10 protein-coding genes are annotated in these 14,010 nt (G+C 73.6%); 5 read left to right on the plus strand and 5 right to left on the minus strand.

Features of this window, described 5'->3' with window-relative positions; all coding sequences use genetic code 11:
- Positions 1 to 45: 45 nt before the first annotated feature.
- A complete protein-coding gene (locus ACFVS8_RS04340; protein ID WP_387057978.1) occupies positions 46 to 3,408 on the minus strand; it encodes a UvrD-helicase domain-containing protein in 3,363 nt (1,120 codons plus the stop codon).
- A complete protein-coding gene (locus ACFVS8_RS04345) occupies positions 3,405 to 6,653 on the minus strand; it encodes a PD-(D/E)XK nuclease family protein (protein ID WP_387057982.1) in 3,249 nt (1,082 codons plus the stop codon). Before ACFVS8_RS04345 ends, ACFVS8_RS04340 begins: the two co-directional genes overlap by 4 nt.
- 92 nt (positions 6,654 to 6,745) lie before the next feature.
- On the opposite strand from ACFVS8_RS04345, the gene ACFVS8_RS04350 reads away from it, so the two are divergent.
- The gene (locus ACFVS8_RS04350; RefSeq protein WP_387057984.1) at positions 6,746 to 6,970 is read left to right on the plus strand and encodes a DUF3107 domain-containing protein; all 225 of its coding nucleotides are present in this window, start codon (positions 6,746 to 6,748) and stop codon (positions 6,968 to 6,970) included.
- Between the two features lies 1 nt (position 6,971).
- The gene (locus tag ACFVS8_RS04355) at positions 6,972 to 7,292 is read left to right on the plus strand and encodes a hypothetical protein (RefSeq protein ID WP_387057986.1); all 321 of its coding nucleotides are present in this window, start codon (positions 6,972 to 6,974) and stop codon (positions 7,290 to 7,292) included.
- Between the two features lie 53 nt (positions 7,293 to 7,345).
- Here the strand turns inward: ACFVS8_RS04355 and ACFVS8_RS04360 are convergent, their stop codons facing one another.
- Positions 7,346 to 8,059, minus strand: a complete 714-nt coding sequence (locus tag ACFVS8_RS04360) for a ferritin-like fold-containing protein (protein WP_387057987.1) — start codon at positions 8,057 to 8,059, stop codon at positions 7,346 to 7,348.
- 132 nt (positions 8,060 to 8,191) lie between these two features.
- On the opposite strand from ACFVS8_RS04360, the gene ACFVS8_RS04365 reads away from it, so the two are divergent.
- Positions 8,192 to 9,736: a DEAD/DEAH box helicase gene (locus tag ACFVS8_RS04365; RefSeq protein WP_387057989.1), complete on the plus strand. Its 1,545-nt coding sequence runs from the start codon at positions 8,192 to 8,194 to the stop codon at positions 9,734 to 9,736.
- A 175-nt stretch (positions 9,737 to 9,911) separates the two neighbouring features.
- Here the strand turns inward: ACFVS8_RS04365 and ACFVS8_RS04370 are convergent, their stop codons facing one another.
- Positions 9,912 to 10,796 (minus strand): PHP domain-containing protein, encoded by an 885-nt coding sequence (locus tag ACFVS8_RS04370; protein ID WP_387057991.1) that lies wholly within the window; start codon positions 10,794 to 10,796, stop codon positions 9,912 to 9,914.
- A gap of 117 nt (positions 10,797 to 10,913) precedes the next feature.
- Here ACFVS8_RS04370 and ACFVS8_RS04375 point away from each other — a divergent pair, with 117 nt between their 5' ends.
- Together ACFVS8_RS04375 and ACFVS8_RS04380 are read left to right on the plus strand one after the other, a co-directional pair.
- Positions 10,914 to 11,939, plus strand: coding sequence for an endonuclease/exonuclease/phosphatase family protein (locus ACFVS8_RS04375; protein ID WP_387057994.1), 1,026 nt, complete (start codon positions 10,914 to 10,916; stop codon positions 11,937 to 11,939).
- 51 nt (positions 11,940 to 11,990) lie between these two features.
- Positions 11,991 to 13,562: an aminopeptidase P family protein gene (locus ACFVS8_RS04380; protein ID WP_387057997.1), complete on the plus strand. Its 1,572-nt coding sequence runs from the start codon at positions 11,991 to 11,993 to the stop codon at positions 13,560 to 13,562.
- A gap of 22 nt (positions 13,563 to 13,584) precedes the next feature.
- Here ACFVS8_RS04380 and ACFVS8_RS04385 read toward each other — a convergent pair whose 3' ends face one another.
- On the minus strand, positions 13,585 to 13,938 hold the full coding sequence (locus tag ACFVS8_RS04385; RefSeq protein ID WP_387058000.1) for a TIGR02611 family protein: 354 nt from the start codon (positions 13,936 to 13,938) through the stop codon (positions 13,585 to 13,587).
- Positions 13,939 to 14,010 lie beyond the last annotated feature (72 nt).

Below are 14,010 nucleotides of genomic sequence, written 5' to 3' on the forward strand. Positions count from 1 at the left end.
TGGCGATGATGACTCGGCCGACGTCGGGCGGGGTGCTCCCGACGCTCAGGTCGCGACGGCAGCGGCCCACGCCCTCCGGAGCGCAGCCTCGTCGTAGAGTTCCGCCGGCCTGATGATGCGGTCGTCTTCGACGAAGTAGAAGACGGCGTCGACCGTCTCGGGCGCGATGCCCGCCCAGGCGGCGTAGGCGAGGCGATAGAGCGCGAGCTGCGTCTGCTTGAGCTCGAGATCGCGCGCGTTGCGGGGCGCTCGTCCGGTCTTCCAGTCGACGACCTGGTAGCGGATGCCCCGTGCCGCGAGCTCGCCGTCTTCGGGCACCGTGTAGACGGCATCGAGCTTGCAGACGAACACGTGCTCGTCGATCGGGAGGTGCAGCTCGATCTCGACCTCGAGCGGGCGCCGCCCGCCCCACTCGGAGGCCTCGAAGGTCGCTCGCAGGGCCGCGAGCCGGTCGAGATTGTCGTTGGCGCCGGCGGCGCCTCCGGCACTCCGGACGTCGCCCGGCGCCGCGCCCGCGACCTCGACCACCTCCGCCGGATCGTCGGGCCCGAAGGCCTCGAGGCCGAACAGGCCGTCGTCGACGGCCGCGGCTGCGGACTCGCCGGTGGAGCGATGCTCGACCCACTCGTGGAACAGCGTGCCGAGGCGCGTGGCCCGGTACGGGCGTTGCGGCATCGGACGCCGCAGCTGCGCGGCGACCGCCTCGGGGTCGTCGAGGTAGTCCTTGAACCGCGACGCGGGCACGCGCGACGGGATCGGTGTCGGCCCCGGGCCGGCCTGCCGTCGGCGACGCTCCTCGATGAGGAGGGCGAGCTCGGCCGACAGCTGCGGGCCGATGCCGGCGCCCGTCGGGCCCTGGGCGGCCACCCGAACGGCGTCGGCGGCACGCACGACGCCGGGCCTGCGGACGCCGAGCGGGTCGAGCGGCCACGACACCCGCGAGTCCGCCTCGACCCGGGGGTTCTCGTCGGATTCGGGTGCGCTCGGCAGCACGTCGGAGCGGATCACGCCGGCGACCGCGAGCTCACGGAGGAAGGCGCTCGGCGGCCGGGGCGTCTTCTGCGTCGACCACCACGAACCGCTGAGCAGCAGGTCCGACCGGGTGCGGGTGACGGCCACGTAGGCGAGCCGACGCTCTTCGTCGGCATGCCGTTCGCGGTTCTCCTCGGCGAACGCGGTGACGGCCTCGTCGAACTCCCGCTGGCTCTGCACGCCGCGCCAGCCGAGCTCGGGGAGCTCGTCGCGGTCGCCCTTGAACTCGTTCGGCAGTTCGCCGAACGCCAGCCAGCCCTTGGCGGACCGCGGCTTCGAGGGGATCTCCTGGTCGACCATGCGCGGCACGGCGACGACATCCCATTCGAGGCCCTTCGAACCGTGGATGGAGAGCACCTGCACGGCACCCGGCTCGGGTTCGTCCTGTCGCGGCGAGAGCCGGTCGCGCTGCTCGGCCTCGGTCAGCCAGCTGAGGAAGGCGCCGAGGGTCGGATGCTCGGCATCGTCGGCGAAGCCGGCCAGCAGTTCGTCGAACGCCTCGAGGCTCGGTCGGCCGAGCGGCTGGTCGGCGTTCGCGGCGACCTCGATGTCGAGCAGCAGCTCCTGCTGCACGAGGTGCACGAAGTCGATCAGCCCCAGGCCGACGCGCCGTCGCAGGGCCTGCAACTGGGCACCCGCCCGGCGGAGCCTCGCGAGTCCGGTAGGGCTGATGCCCGCGAGCGCCCGGTGGTCGTCGGGGGCCGTCAGGGTGAAGTCGAGGGCGTCGACGATCGACGGCGACTCCTCGGCGGCCGTCGACGAGCGCAGTCCGCGCCGAACGTCGTCGTCGAGCCTGCGGCGCGCCGAGTCACGATCCACGAGCCATCCGGCCACGCCTCGGAGGCCGGCCAGATCGGCCGGGCCGATGCGCCAGCGGGCGCCGCCGAGCACGCGCACGAGCTCGGATCCGGCCGTGGGGTCGTGCAGCACGCGCAGCACGCACACGAGGTCGGCGATCACGGGTTGGTCGAGCAGGCCGGCCATGCCGAGCACGTGCACCGGCACGCCGTGCGCGCGGAGCGCCTGCGTGAACACGTCGACGTTCGCGAACGTGCGGCACAGCAGCGCCCCGCTCCGGGCTGCCGCAGCCGTCGGCATCGCCTCGGATGCGGCACCGGCAGCCGTGCTCCGGCCGAGGCGTTCGGCGAACCACCGCGCGACCCGGTCGGCCTCGTCGTCGATCGTCTCGCCCCAGGCGAGATCGAGGCGACCTGCGCCGGCGAACGGCGACGGCGCCAGCGCCGCCTTCGGGATGCCGGCATCGAGCGTCGCGATGAGCGTGTTCGCCGCATCGAGCACGACTCGCGGATTCCGCCAGCTCGTCGACAGGTGGTAGACGGCCGCCGTGCCACGGCCGAAGTCGCGATCGAACCTGGCGAGGTTGGCGGCGCTCGCGCCCCGCCAGCCGTAGATCGACTGGTCGGGGTCGCCCACCGCCATGACCGGGTGCCCTTCGAAGAGCGCGGCCAGCAGGCGCGTCTGCACGACGCTCGTGTCCTGGTACTCGTCGAGGAGCACCGTGCGCGAGCGCTCCCGATGCTCGGCGACGACGTCGGGGTGCTCGACGCAGATCTGCAGTGCGAGCGCGACCTGGTCGGAGAACTCGACGTAGCCGCGCTCGCGCTTGGCCGCGGCGTACGCGTCGGCGAGTTCGAGCAGCGGAGGCAGGGCGTCGACGACGCCGAGCGCGCCGACGAAGGAGTCGAAGTCGGTGCGCTTGCGCGGCGCCTCGATCGGCAGGCCGCGCATGGCGAGGAAGTCGCGGGCGAACGCCCGCACGTCGCGGCTGTCCGCGACGTTCTCGGCGAGCGCCCGACTGAGCGACAGGGCGGCGGCCGTGACCCGGTCGAGCGAGGCGTCGAGTTCGATGAGCCTCAGATCGGCCGACGCGCTCACGACCGACCTCGCGAGGAGCCAGGCCGACGCCTCGCCGAGCACGGTCGCATCGGGTTCGCGCCCGATACGCATGGCGTGCTCGCGGTAGATCGCGCTCGCGAACGAGTGGTACGTGCTCACGGTCGCCGACTCGAGCGGGTCGATGACGAGCTCGGCGATGCCCTCGTGCACGAGCTGCGCGACGCGCTCGCGGACGCGCTCGGCGAGCTCGCCCGCGGCCTTTCGCGTGAACGTCAGGCCGAGCACGTCGGCCACGCCGACGTGCCCGTTGGCCAGCAGCCACACGACCCGGTTCGCCATGGTCTCGGTCTTGCCGCTGCCGGCACCGGCGACGACGATGCTCGCACCGTGGGGATCGGCCTCGATGACGGCCTGCTGCTCGGGGGTCGGCACGTGCAGCCCGAGGCGGGTGGCGATCTCGGCCGCGCTGATGCCCGCGCGCGTGCCGTCGGCGCTCATGGCGCCGGGCACGGCGCTCACGCCGAGACCGCCGGCACGAGGTGCACGCGGTACTGCCAGGAACCGAACCTCGAACGCGGACCGGGGTCGGTCGACCCCTCGAAGACGGCGCCGGCCATCACTCGCCCGACGTCGCCGAGCCGCGCTCGGAAGGCAGCCTCGGCCTCCTCGTCGAACGGCTGCTGCGCCCGCTCGGTGTAGGCGAGCCCGCGGGAGGGCGGCGCGACGTAGACGAGCTTCGCCCCGCCGAGCACGCCGGCGGAGGGCACCGCCTGCTGGCGCGCCGCGAGCTGGTAGGCGGCCAACTGCGGATGCGCGGCGGTCTGGGCGAACGTCGGCGGCGTGCGACCAGTCTTGATGTCGACGATGACCGTCGTGCCGTCGGGCGACGCCTCGATGCGGTCGATGGTGCCCGTGATGCGAACGCGGTCGACGGTGATGGTGAACCTTCCTTCGGCGCCGAGCAGCACCTTCGCGTCGTCGTCGAACCCGTTGAGGTACTCCGCGGCGCCCTCGGCCATGCGGCGCGCACCGCGCCGCTCCCGCTCGGCGACCCACCCGGCCTCGAAACGCACGGCCTTCAGTCGCTCTTCGACGGCCGCCCAGATCTCGTCGACGTCGGTCGATCCGTCATCGCGACCGCCGACCTCTTCGACGACGGCGTGCACGATGGTGCCGATCGATGCGGCGATGCCGGACGGCGGCGAGGCGACGTGGTCGACGAACCAGCCGAGCGGGGACTCCTCGACGCGATCGATCTGCGACGGCGAGACCGGCACGGATGCCTCGGGGTCGCCGTCGAGGTCGACCAGCGGCGCCTCGTTCGAGAGCCCGGCAAGTCCGTACCACTCGCTCGGATCGGCGCCGGGCACGCCCTCCTCGGCGAGCATCGCGAGCGCCGCCGCGGACTCGGGATCGCCCGTGACCGCCTCTCGGCGCAACGCGCCCACCAGGGATCGCAGGTGCAGCGGGCGACGCCGGGGGCGCACGCGTTCGAGGGCGTACCCCATGAGCACCGAGGGCTGCTCGTCGTCGTTGGCCGTGCAGGCGAGCACCGCCTGGCGACGGGCCCGCGAGACGGCGAGCACGAACATCCGCAGCTCGTCGTCGCGCACCGACGCACGCGCCTCGGCCGGGGTCTCGACGCCGGGCAGCGGCGCGCCCGCGCGCGCGGCGGCGACGACGCGCGGCAGGAGTCCGGCGTGCAGCAGCGTGCCCCGCGGTCGGAGGTTCGGCCACACGGCGTCTTGGAGGCCGGCGACGACGACCACGTCGAACTCCCGGCCGACGACGCCCTGCGGCGTCGTGACGAGCACGGTCTCGGCCGTGCGCCGGGGCGCCAGGGAGTCTTCGGGCAGCTCGCTCGCGAGCACCTCGTCGACGAAGCGCATGGCGGGGGCACCCGGCTCGCGCTCGACGAACCTGGTCGCGGCCGAGAACAGCGCGACTGCGGCGTCGAGCGAACGATCGGCCTCGTCGGCGAGCACACCGGTGCCCGCGGCCTGGCGCGCCCACTCGGCGCCGAGTCCGGCGCCCTCCCACAGCGACCAGAGCACCTCCTCGATCGTGCCGCCGCCCCTGGCCACCCCGGTCGCGGCGTCGAGCACGGCCGCGAGCTTCGCTGCGCGACGGCCGGGCGCGGCATCGATCGTCGCGAACCCGCCGGGTGCCGCGAGCGCGTCGACGAGCAGCTCGTCGCCGGTGCGGCCGCCTCCCGCCGCGAGCTCCTCGTGCCGGAGCGCGAGCCGCAGGCGCCGGAGCCCGATGCCGTCGAGCCGGCCGAGCGGACCGGTGAGCAGGGCGACCGCGAGCTCGGCGCCGAGCGGCTCGCGCCCGAGCACGAACGAGCACGCCGTGAGCAGGGCGGAGGCGGCGGGCGCGTCGCGCAGGGCGAGGCCGTTCGCCGCCCCCGCGGTGGGCACGTCGGCGAGCGCGAGCGCGCGTTCGACCGACGGCACGTCACCGCCCGAGCGCAGCACGACGGCCATCTGCGACCACGGCACGCCGTCGAGCAGGTGGCGCTCGCGCAACAGCGAGGCGATCGACTGGTGCTCGGCTGCGCTCGAGGCGGCCTCGATGCCGAGCACCGGTGCGAGCCGACGCGCCGACCCGTCGCCGAACGCGTCGCGCGCGCCTACGGCTGGCGCTCCACCGGGCCCGAGCGCGGCGCCCGGATCGTCGGCGTGCGGCCGATCGCCGGCGAGCGCGGCCGATCGGTGCGACCCGCCGAGCGCCGTGCCGATGTGGGCGCGCACGCCCGAGATGACCTCGAGGATCTCGGTGCGCCCGCGATGCACGGCGGGCAGGTCGATGCGCCGCACGGGAGCGCCGTCAAGCATCTGGCTCAGCGAGCCGAGCAGTTCGGGCCTGCCCCCTCGGAATCCGTTGCTGGCGACGTCGGGGTCGCCGATGGCGACGATCTGCACGCCGCATGCGGCGAAGGCCGCGATGAGCGACGCCGAGGCCTCGGTCGTCTCCTGCGCGTCGTCGACCACGAGCAGGCGCAGCCCGGCGAGCGGGCCGAGGGCCGCGGATGCGTCGGGGTCGACGCGGCTGCGTCGCACGATCGACGCCGCGAACGCCCCGAGCTCGGCCGAGTCGAACTGGTCGGGACGCACCTGGTCCTTCACGTCGGCGTACTCGGCCATGAACGCGGATGCGGCCACCCACTCGGGTCGCCCGGCGGCATCGCCGAGCCGGGCGAGCTCGCTCTCGTCGACGCCGAGCTCGACCGCGCGCATCAGCAGGTCGCGGAGCTCTGAGCGGAAGCCGCGGAGCACCCGGACCTCGGGGGTCAGGGGGTCGGGCCACTCGGGGCCGAACCCGTCGCGGATGCCGCCGTCGACGAGGTCGGCCACGATGCGGTCGTGCTCGCCGCCGGTGAGCAGCGTGACCGGCCTGCCGGTGTAGGCGCGCACGAGCTGGAAGGCCATCGAGTTCGCGGTGCGGGCGAGCGGCCCCCTCGTCGTGACGCCGAGGCGGACGGCGATGCGGTCGCGCAGCGCGGTCGCCGTCGACCGGCTGGCGCACAGCACGAGCACGTCGTCGACGCCGTAGCCGAGACGCCCGACCCGGTCGGCCACGAGCTCGACCGCGAGCTCGGTCTTGCCCGAGCCCGGCGCCCCGAACACCGCGTGGTGCTCCCCCTCGGCGAGGGAGGCCGCGAGGGGCCCGGCGGATGCCTCGGACGGGCGCCGGGGATCGGTGCCGGACCGGCCTGCGGCACGGGTCGCATCGGGCTGCGACGGGGCGCTGGAGCTGGGCATGCCCACACGTTAACCCGTTCCGCCGACAGTGAACGCGCCACGGCCCCCGCGAGCCGTGTCCTAGGGTTGACGCAAGGACAGAAAGGCCCACTGTGGACGTACGGATCGGCATTCAGAACTCCCCCCGCGAACTCGGCTTCGAGTCGTCGCAGTCGGCAGAGGAGGTCCAGGCCCAGGTCGCCGCCGCGCTCGCGGGCGACGCTGCGTCGCTCAAGTTCGTCGACGCGAAGGGCACCGTCTACCTCGTGCCCGCCGCGGCGCTCGCGTACGTCGAGATCGGCTCCGAGGAGTCGCGCCGCGTCGGATTCGTGGCCTGACGTGGAGCTGCTCTTCGTCGTGCTCGGCGGAGCGATCCTCGGGCTCGCCGCTCGCTACCTCCTGCCGCTCCGGCAGACGCACGGCGTGCTGCTGATCCCGTCGATCGGCGCGGGCGTCGCCGCGGTCGTCTGGGTCGCGCTGACCTGGCTCGGCATGCCGTGGGACGGCGGCTGGATCTGGGTCATCTCGCTCGTGGTCTCCGGCCTCGCCTCCGCGGCGACCGCCTACCTCATCGGACCGAAGCGCGAGCGAGCGGATGTCGCGCTCTTCGAGCAGCTGTCTCGCCCGAGCGCGGCATCGCGCACGGCGTCCGCCGGCTGACCGCACCGCTCCATCCGACGGCGTCCTCCTCCGGGAGGGCGCCGTCTTCGCGTTCAGGCCGTGAGGCCGAGGGCGTCCATGCGGCGCGTGTGGTCGGCGATGAGCTCGGTGAAGATCGGCTCGACCCGCTCGTCGAGGCCCCGCGCGTCGGAGGCGCGCAGCGCCGAACGGGCGATGAGCAGCGTGTCGCCGACGAGGCTGCGGCCCCAGAGCGCGAGCCGGTCTGCGAGGCCGGGCAGCTCGGCGATCGCGAGGCCCAGCTCGTGCTCGAGCACGGTCGCCGAGCCCGCCTCGTCGAGGATCGCGCGCACCCGGCGCGAGAGGTCGGCGTGCAGTCCGTTCGCGAGTCGCGAGAAGTAGCCGTCGAGCATGCCCGAGACCACGTGGATCGCGAGGAGGAGCTCGTGCCAGTCGCCGCTGCGCATCGACGCCTCGAGGCGGTCGGTCGCGGGTGCGAAGGGCGTCATCACGTCGACGGGCTCGACCCCGAGCAGTCGCAGCTCGGCGATGAGCGAGTGGTGCTTGCGCAGCGCGACCCCCGCGGCGGCGCTCAGGCCCTCTTTCGCCCTGAGCGTCGGCGCGGTCTGCACGGCTGTCGAGAGCGCCTCGAAGAAGACGAGCTGGATGTACGCGGCCTGCCCGAGGAAGGGCACCGCCTCGGGCACCAGCTCGGTGAAGTCGACCTTGGTGAGCTCGGTCGGCGCGACCCGGGGTCGCAGCCGCGGCGCCTCGGGGCGCGCGACGCGTCGATTGATCCAGGACACCACGGCAGACAGCCTATCCGAGGCATTCGGGCGCTCTCGGATAGGCTGGAGGTCGCACGCGGGCATCGGACCCGCGGCCCGTGCGCCTGAGGACAAGCAGAGCGCACCTTTCCCGCTGAACCGACAGGCAGATACTTGACTACATTCGCAGAACTCGGCGTCGCGTCCGACATCGTCGACGCGCTCGCCACCAAGGGCATCGCAGACGCCTTCCCCATCCAGGAGCAGACGATCCCCCTCGCCCTCTCCGGCCAGGACATCATCGGCCAGGCCAAGACCGGCACCGGCAAGACCTTCGGCTTCGGCCTGCCGCTCATCCAGCGACTGGGCGACGCTCCCGAGCCCGGCGTGAAGGCGCTCGTCGTCGTGCCGACCCGCGAGCTCGCCGTGCAGGTCTCCGAAGACCTCGAGCTGGCCACCTCCAACCGCCCGACCAAGATCGTCTCGATCTACGGCGGCAAGGCCTACGAGGGCCAGATCGAGCAGATCAAGGCGGGCGCGCAGATCGTCGTCGGCACGCCCGGCCGCCTCCTCGACCTCGCGAGCCAGCGCCTCCTGAACCTCGGCGAGGTGCAGGAGATCGTGCTCGACGAGGCCGACAAGATGCTCGACCTCGGCTTCCTCTCCGACATCGAGAAGATCTTCTCGAAGGTCCCCGCGGTGCGGCACACCATGCTGTTCTCGGCGACCATGCCCGGCCCGATCGTCGCGCTCGCGCGGCGGTTCATGTCCAAGCCCATCCACATCCGCGCGAACGACCCCGACGAGGGCCTCACGCAGGCGAACATCAAGCACCTCGTCTACCGGGCGCACTCGCTCGACAAGGACGAGGTGATCTCGCGCATCCTCCAGGCCGAGGGCCGCGGCAAGACCGTGATCTTCACGCGCACGAAGCGCGCGGCGGCCAAGCTCGTCGAGGAGCTCAACGACCGCGGCTTCAACGCGGCCGCGGTGCACGGCGACCTCAACCAGGACCAGCGCGAGCGCGCGATGGCCGCGTTCAAGGCCGGCAAGAAGGACGTGCTCATCGCCACGGATGTCGCGGCACGAGGCATCGACGTCGACGACGTCACGCACGTGATCAACCACACCATCCCCGACGACGACAAGACCTACCTGCACCGCGCCGGCCGCACGGGCCGCGCCGGAAAGACCGGTATCGCGGTCACGTTCGTCGACTGGGACGACCTGCACAAGTGGGCCCTCATCAACCGCGCGCTCGAGTTCGGCCAGCCCGAGCCGACCGAGACCTACTCGTCGAGCCCGCACCTGTTCACCGACCTCGACATCCCCGCAGGCACGAAGGGCCGCCTGAAGCCCGCCGCCGCGGCGGCGGCGCCGACCCGTTCGAGCACCGCAGGGCGCACCGAGGGCGGCTCCGGCCGCAGCGGTCGCGGCGAGGCACGGCAGGGCGACGGCGAACGCGCTCCGCGCAGCACCCGGTCCCGTCAGCGCACCCGCGGCGGGCGCCCCGCGGGCGAGACGTCGTCGACCGAGGGCGCCGCACCCGCGGCGGCCGACTCCGCAGACGCCGCGGCCACGGCCGTGCGCGAGCCGGGCACCGGCACGCACGACGGCGGCGGCAGCGAGCACCACGACGGCAACGCGGCTCCCCGGCGGCGCCGTCGGCGCCGCGGTCCGCGTCCGGCCGGCTCGACGGGCGCCGCGCCCCAGGCCTGACCGCCGAACCCACGACCCGCACGACCGGGGGCGGATGCCGCGAGGCATCCGCCCCTTCGTCGTTCCCGGGTCGCCGCGAGTCGACGACGCGCTCGGTGAACGGGCAGACGTTCGCGCGGCGCGGCGCGGCCACAGAACGGCCGGCGCGGGCGAACCGACCGGGTGGGCCGCCCGGCTACGGCAGCACGGGCGCCGAACCGGTGCCCTCGGCGATGATGCGCGCGACCACGTCGGCGCGCGTGCGCTCCTGCCCGAGCCGGTTCGGCTTGCCGGTGCCGTGGTAGTCGCTCGAGCCCGTGACGGCCAGGCCGAACTCGCGGGCGAGAACGTGCAACCTGGGCTTCGCGGCCGGGTCGTTCTCGGGGTGGTCGATCTCGAGCCCGAAGAGCCCCGCGTCGACGAGCTGGCGCAGCCGCTCGCGCGACACGACGTGCTCCTCGCCCCTGGCACCGGGGTGCGCGAGCACGGGCACCCCACCGGCCGCGCGGATGAGCCGCACGCCCGTGAGCGGGTCGGGTGCGTAATGCGGCCGCGCATACCCGTGCCGAGGGTGCAGGATGCCGGCGAACGCCGCCGAGCGCGTGTTCGCGTGGCCGCGCGCCACGAGCGCGTCGGCGATGTGCGGGCGGCCGACGGTCGCGCCCTCGGCGGTCTGGGCGAGCACGTCGTCCCAGGTGAGCGGGTAGTCGCGGCCGATGCGCCGCACGATCTCCTCGGCGCGCGTGATGCGGGACTCCCGGATGCGCGTGGTCTCGGCGAGCAGCGGCTCGTCGAGCGGGTCGATGAGGTAGGCGAGCACGTGCACGCTCGTGTACTGCTCGCGCGTCGAGAGCTCCATGCCCGGGATGAGCGCGACGCCCGTCTCGGGCACCGCCGCCGCCGCCTCGACCCAGCCCGCGGTCGAGTCGTGGTCGGTCAGCGCGATGGCCGACAGGCCGACCTCGGCCGCCTCGACGAGCAGCGCCGCCGGGGCGCCCGTGCCGTCGGACACCGTGGAGTGCACGTGCAGGTCGGCGTCGCCGATCGCGGAGCCGCTCCCGGATGCCGTCGACGTCGCCATCCCTCCATGCTAGGCCGAGCCGCCGATGTACCATCCCCACGCGGCGACGCGTCGCCGACACGCCTCCGACGCGCCGCCTCGCGGCCCCGGCACAGACTCGTGCCCTAGCTTGGTGGGATGCTCCCCCGCATCCTCGGCTGGCTCGTCGTGCTCGCATCGGCGGTCGTCGCGGCCATCCTGGTCTGGCCGCAGGCGTTCGGCCTCCAGAACCAGTGGATCGCCACCCACATCGTCGCGCTCCGAGGGTCGGCGGCACTGGTGGGCGTCGTGGCCGCCGCCGTCTTCGGCCTGCTCGCGATCGCTCGCCCGACGCGCCGGTTCGCGCTCGCGATGGTGCTCGTGCTCCTGCTCTTCTCGGCGGGCAATGCGGCCGTGCTCGTCGCGCGCGGACTGGGCGGATCGGATGCCGCGTCGGCCGCGACATCCGACACGGTGACGGTCTTCTCGTGGAACACGCTCGGCGAGGTGCCCGATGCGTCGACGATCACCGAGCTCGCGCTCGCGGAGGGCGCCGACGTGGTCGTGCTGCCCGAGACGACCGAGCCGCTCGGCGAGGAGGTCGCGGTCGCGATGCGCGAGGGCGGGAGCCCCATGTGGGTGCACACGGTCGCGTTCGACGACGTCGCGAAGGCGCGCTCGACGACCATCCTCATCTCGCCGGAGCTCGGCGACTACGAGGTGACCTCCGCACTGGTCTCCGGCCCGCCGGGCAACACGAACACGCTGCCGTCGGTCGTCGCCGACCCGGTCTCGGGCGACGGCCCGCGGATCATCGCGGTGCACGCCGTCGCCCCGATCCGCTGGGAGCTGCGCAACTGGCGGAGCGACCTCGACTGGCTCGCCGAGCAGTGCGCGGGCGAGAACGTCATCATGGCGGGCGACTTCAACGCCACGGTCGACCACTTCGCCGGCCGCGGCGTCGACGGCGGCGACCTCGGCCGGTGCGCGGATGCGGCGGTGCAGGGCGGTGCGGGCGGCGTCGGCACCTGGCCGACCGACCTGCCCGAGATCCTGGGGAGCCCGATCGACCACGTGCTCGCGACCCCCGGATGGCACGTCGACGCCTTCCGCGTGATCGGCGAGGTCGACGGGTCGGGCAGCGACCACCGCCCGATCGTGGCGACGCTCTCGCGAGCCGACTGATCCGCCATCGCGGCCTCCGGCGAGGCGGACTCCGGTGAGACAATGGAGCACATGACCACGAGTGACACCTCCACCACCGAGACCACGGCCGCGGCGACCTCCGCAGACGAGAGCGGCCGGAACGCGAACCGTTCGACCACTCCCGGTTCCGAGGGATTCAAGGACTTCATCAGCAGCGGCTGGGCTGCGCGCGACGAGGCGCTGCCGTCCGCCCGCGAACAGGCGTCGTACGCCGCGGTGCGACGCAGCGCCGTGTCGGCCGCGTTCCCCGGCGTGCGGCTCATCGTGCCCGCCGGCGACATGAAGCAGCGGGCGAACGACACCGACTACCCCTTCCGCGCGCACTCGGCGTTCGCCCACCTCACGGGCTGGGGCTCCGACAGCGAGCCCGGCGCCGTGCTCGTGCTCGAGCCCGAGGGCGGCGAGGGCCACCTCGCGACCGTCTACTTCCGCGAGCGCGCCGGCCGCGACTCCGAGGAGTTCTACGCGAACCCGGCGATCGGCGAGTTCTGGATCGGCGCGCGCCCGTCGCTCGCGCACGTCGCGGCCGACCTCGCGATCGGCACGCGCGGACTCGAGGAGTTCGACGCCGTGATCTCGGCCGTCGACACCGCGACGCTCGTGCTGCGCGAGGCCGACGCCGCGATCACCGAGCGCGTCGACCACGCCCGCATCCGCTTCGCCGCCGAGGAGGCGCTGTCGACGAACGCGCAGGACGCGCCGTTCTCGCTCGAGGTCGGCGGCGAGCACGAGCCCGACGCGGAGCTCGCGCGCGTGGTCTCCGAGCTGCGCCTCGTGAAGGACGAGTACGAGCTCGGCGAGATGCGCGCCGCGGTCGATGCGACCAAGCGCGGCTTCACCGAGGTCTTCGAGGAGCTGCCCCGCATCACGAGCGAGGTGCGAGGCGAGCGCGTCATCGAGGGCGTGTTCGCGACGCGCGCCCGGCTCGACGGCAACGACGTCGGGTACGGCTCGATCGCGGCCGCCGGCCCCCACGCCACGATCCTGCACTGGACCCGCAACGACGGCCCCGTCGTGCCCGGCGACCTCGTGCTGCTCGACGCGGGCGTCGAGATGGACAGCTACTACACGGCCGACATCACGCGCACCTTCCCGGTGAACGGCACGTTCTCCGACGTGCAGCGCCAGGTCTACGAGGCCGTGCTCGAGGCTGCGGATGCCGCGTTCGCCGTCGTGCGCCCGGGCGCGATCTTCCGCGACGTGCACGCCGCGGCGATGCGGGTCATCGCGCGCAAGACCGCGGAGTGGGGCTTCCTGCCCGTCTCGGCCGAGGAGTCGCTGGAGCCGTCGAACCAGTTCCACCGCCGCTACATGGTGCACGGCACGAGCCACCACCTGGGCCTCGACGTGCACGACTGCGCGCAGGCGCGTCGCGACATGTACATGGACGGCGTGCTGGAGCCCGGCATGGTCTTCACGATCGAGCCGGGCCTGTACTTCCAGCCCGACGACCTCACGGTGCCCGAGGAGTTCCGCGGCATCGGCGTGCGCATCGAGGACGACATCGTCGTGACGGCCGACGGCGCCGAGAACCTCTCGGCGGGCATTCCCCGCACGGTCGCCGAGGTCGAGGCCTGGGTGCAGGGGGCTCGGCGGGGCTGACGTTCGTGGTCGGCGCCGTCGATCAGACGGCGCCGTCCACCGCCGCCTTCGCGGCCTTCCGGGCACGCCACCACGCCCAGAACCTGGCGAGCTGGCGCTTGACGAAGGCCGCGAGGCGGCGCGCCCACGCGAACTCGGAACCGAGGATCGCCAGGCCGAGGAAGACGACCAGCCAGCCGGGCCCCGGCAGCGGCACGAGGGCGAGCCCGACCACCGCGACGACCCCGCCCAGCACCCCCACGAGCACGCGATAGGCCCGGCGCAGCGCGGGGCGGTCGTGGATGCGTCGACGGAGGGCGCGCAGCCATCGCCTGATCGGGCGGTCGGGCCGCTCGGCCGCGACGATCTCGCGGGAGAGTTGCTGCTCGATCACCATGCAGACACGATATATCGCGATGCTGCGACCTGTTCGGGCTCCCGGCGGACTCGCAGGATCGCGGGGCGTCCG

Origin of the sequence: Agromyces sp. NPDC058110 (assembly GCF_042884735.1) — a bacterium.
In the GTDB taxonomy this organism is placed as follows: Bacteria; Actinomycetota; Actinomycetes; order Actinomycetales; family Microbacteriaceae; genus Agromyces.

Coding starts and splice junctions, on each gene's coding strand:
- ACFVS8_RS04380 (WP_387057997.1), top strand. CDS start 11,991: ATGACCACGAGTGACACCTCCACCACCGAGACCACGGCCGCGGCGACC.
- ACFVS8_RS04370 (WP_387057991.1), bottom strand. CDS start 10,796: ATGGCGACGTCGACGGCATCCGGGAGCGGCTCCGCGATCGGCGACGCC.
- ACFVS8_RS04375 (WP_387057994.1), top strand. CDS start 10,914: ATGCTCCCCCGCATCCTCGGCTGGCTCGTCGTGCTCGCATCGGCGGTC.
- ACFVS8_RS04345 (WP_387057982.1), bottom strand. CDS start 6,653: ATGCCCAGCTCCAGCGCCCCGTCGCAGCCCGATGCGACCCGTGCCGCA.
- ACFVS8_RS04385 (WP_387058000.1), bottom strand. CDS start 13,938: ATGGTGATCGAGCAGCAACTCTCCCGCGAGATCGTCGCGGCCGAGCGG.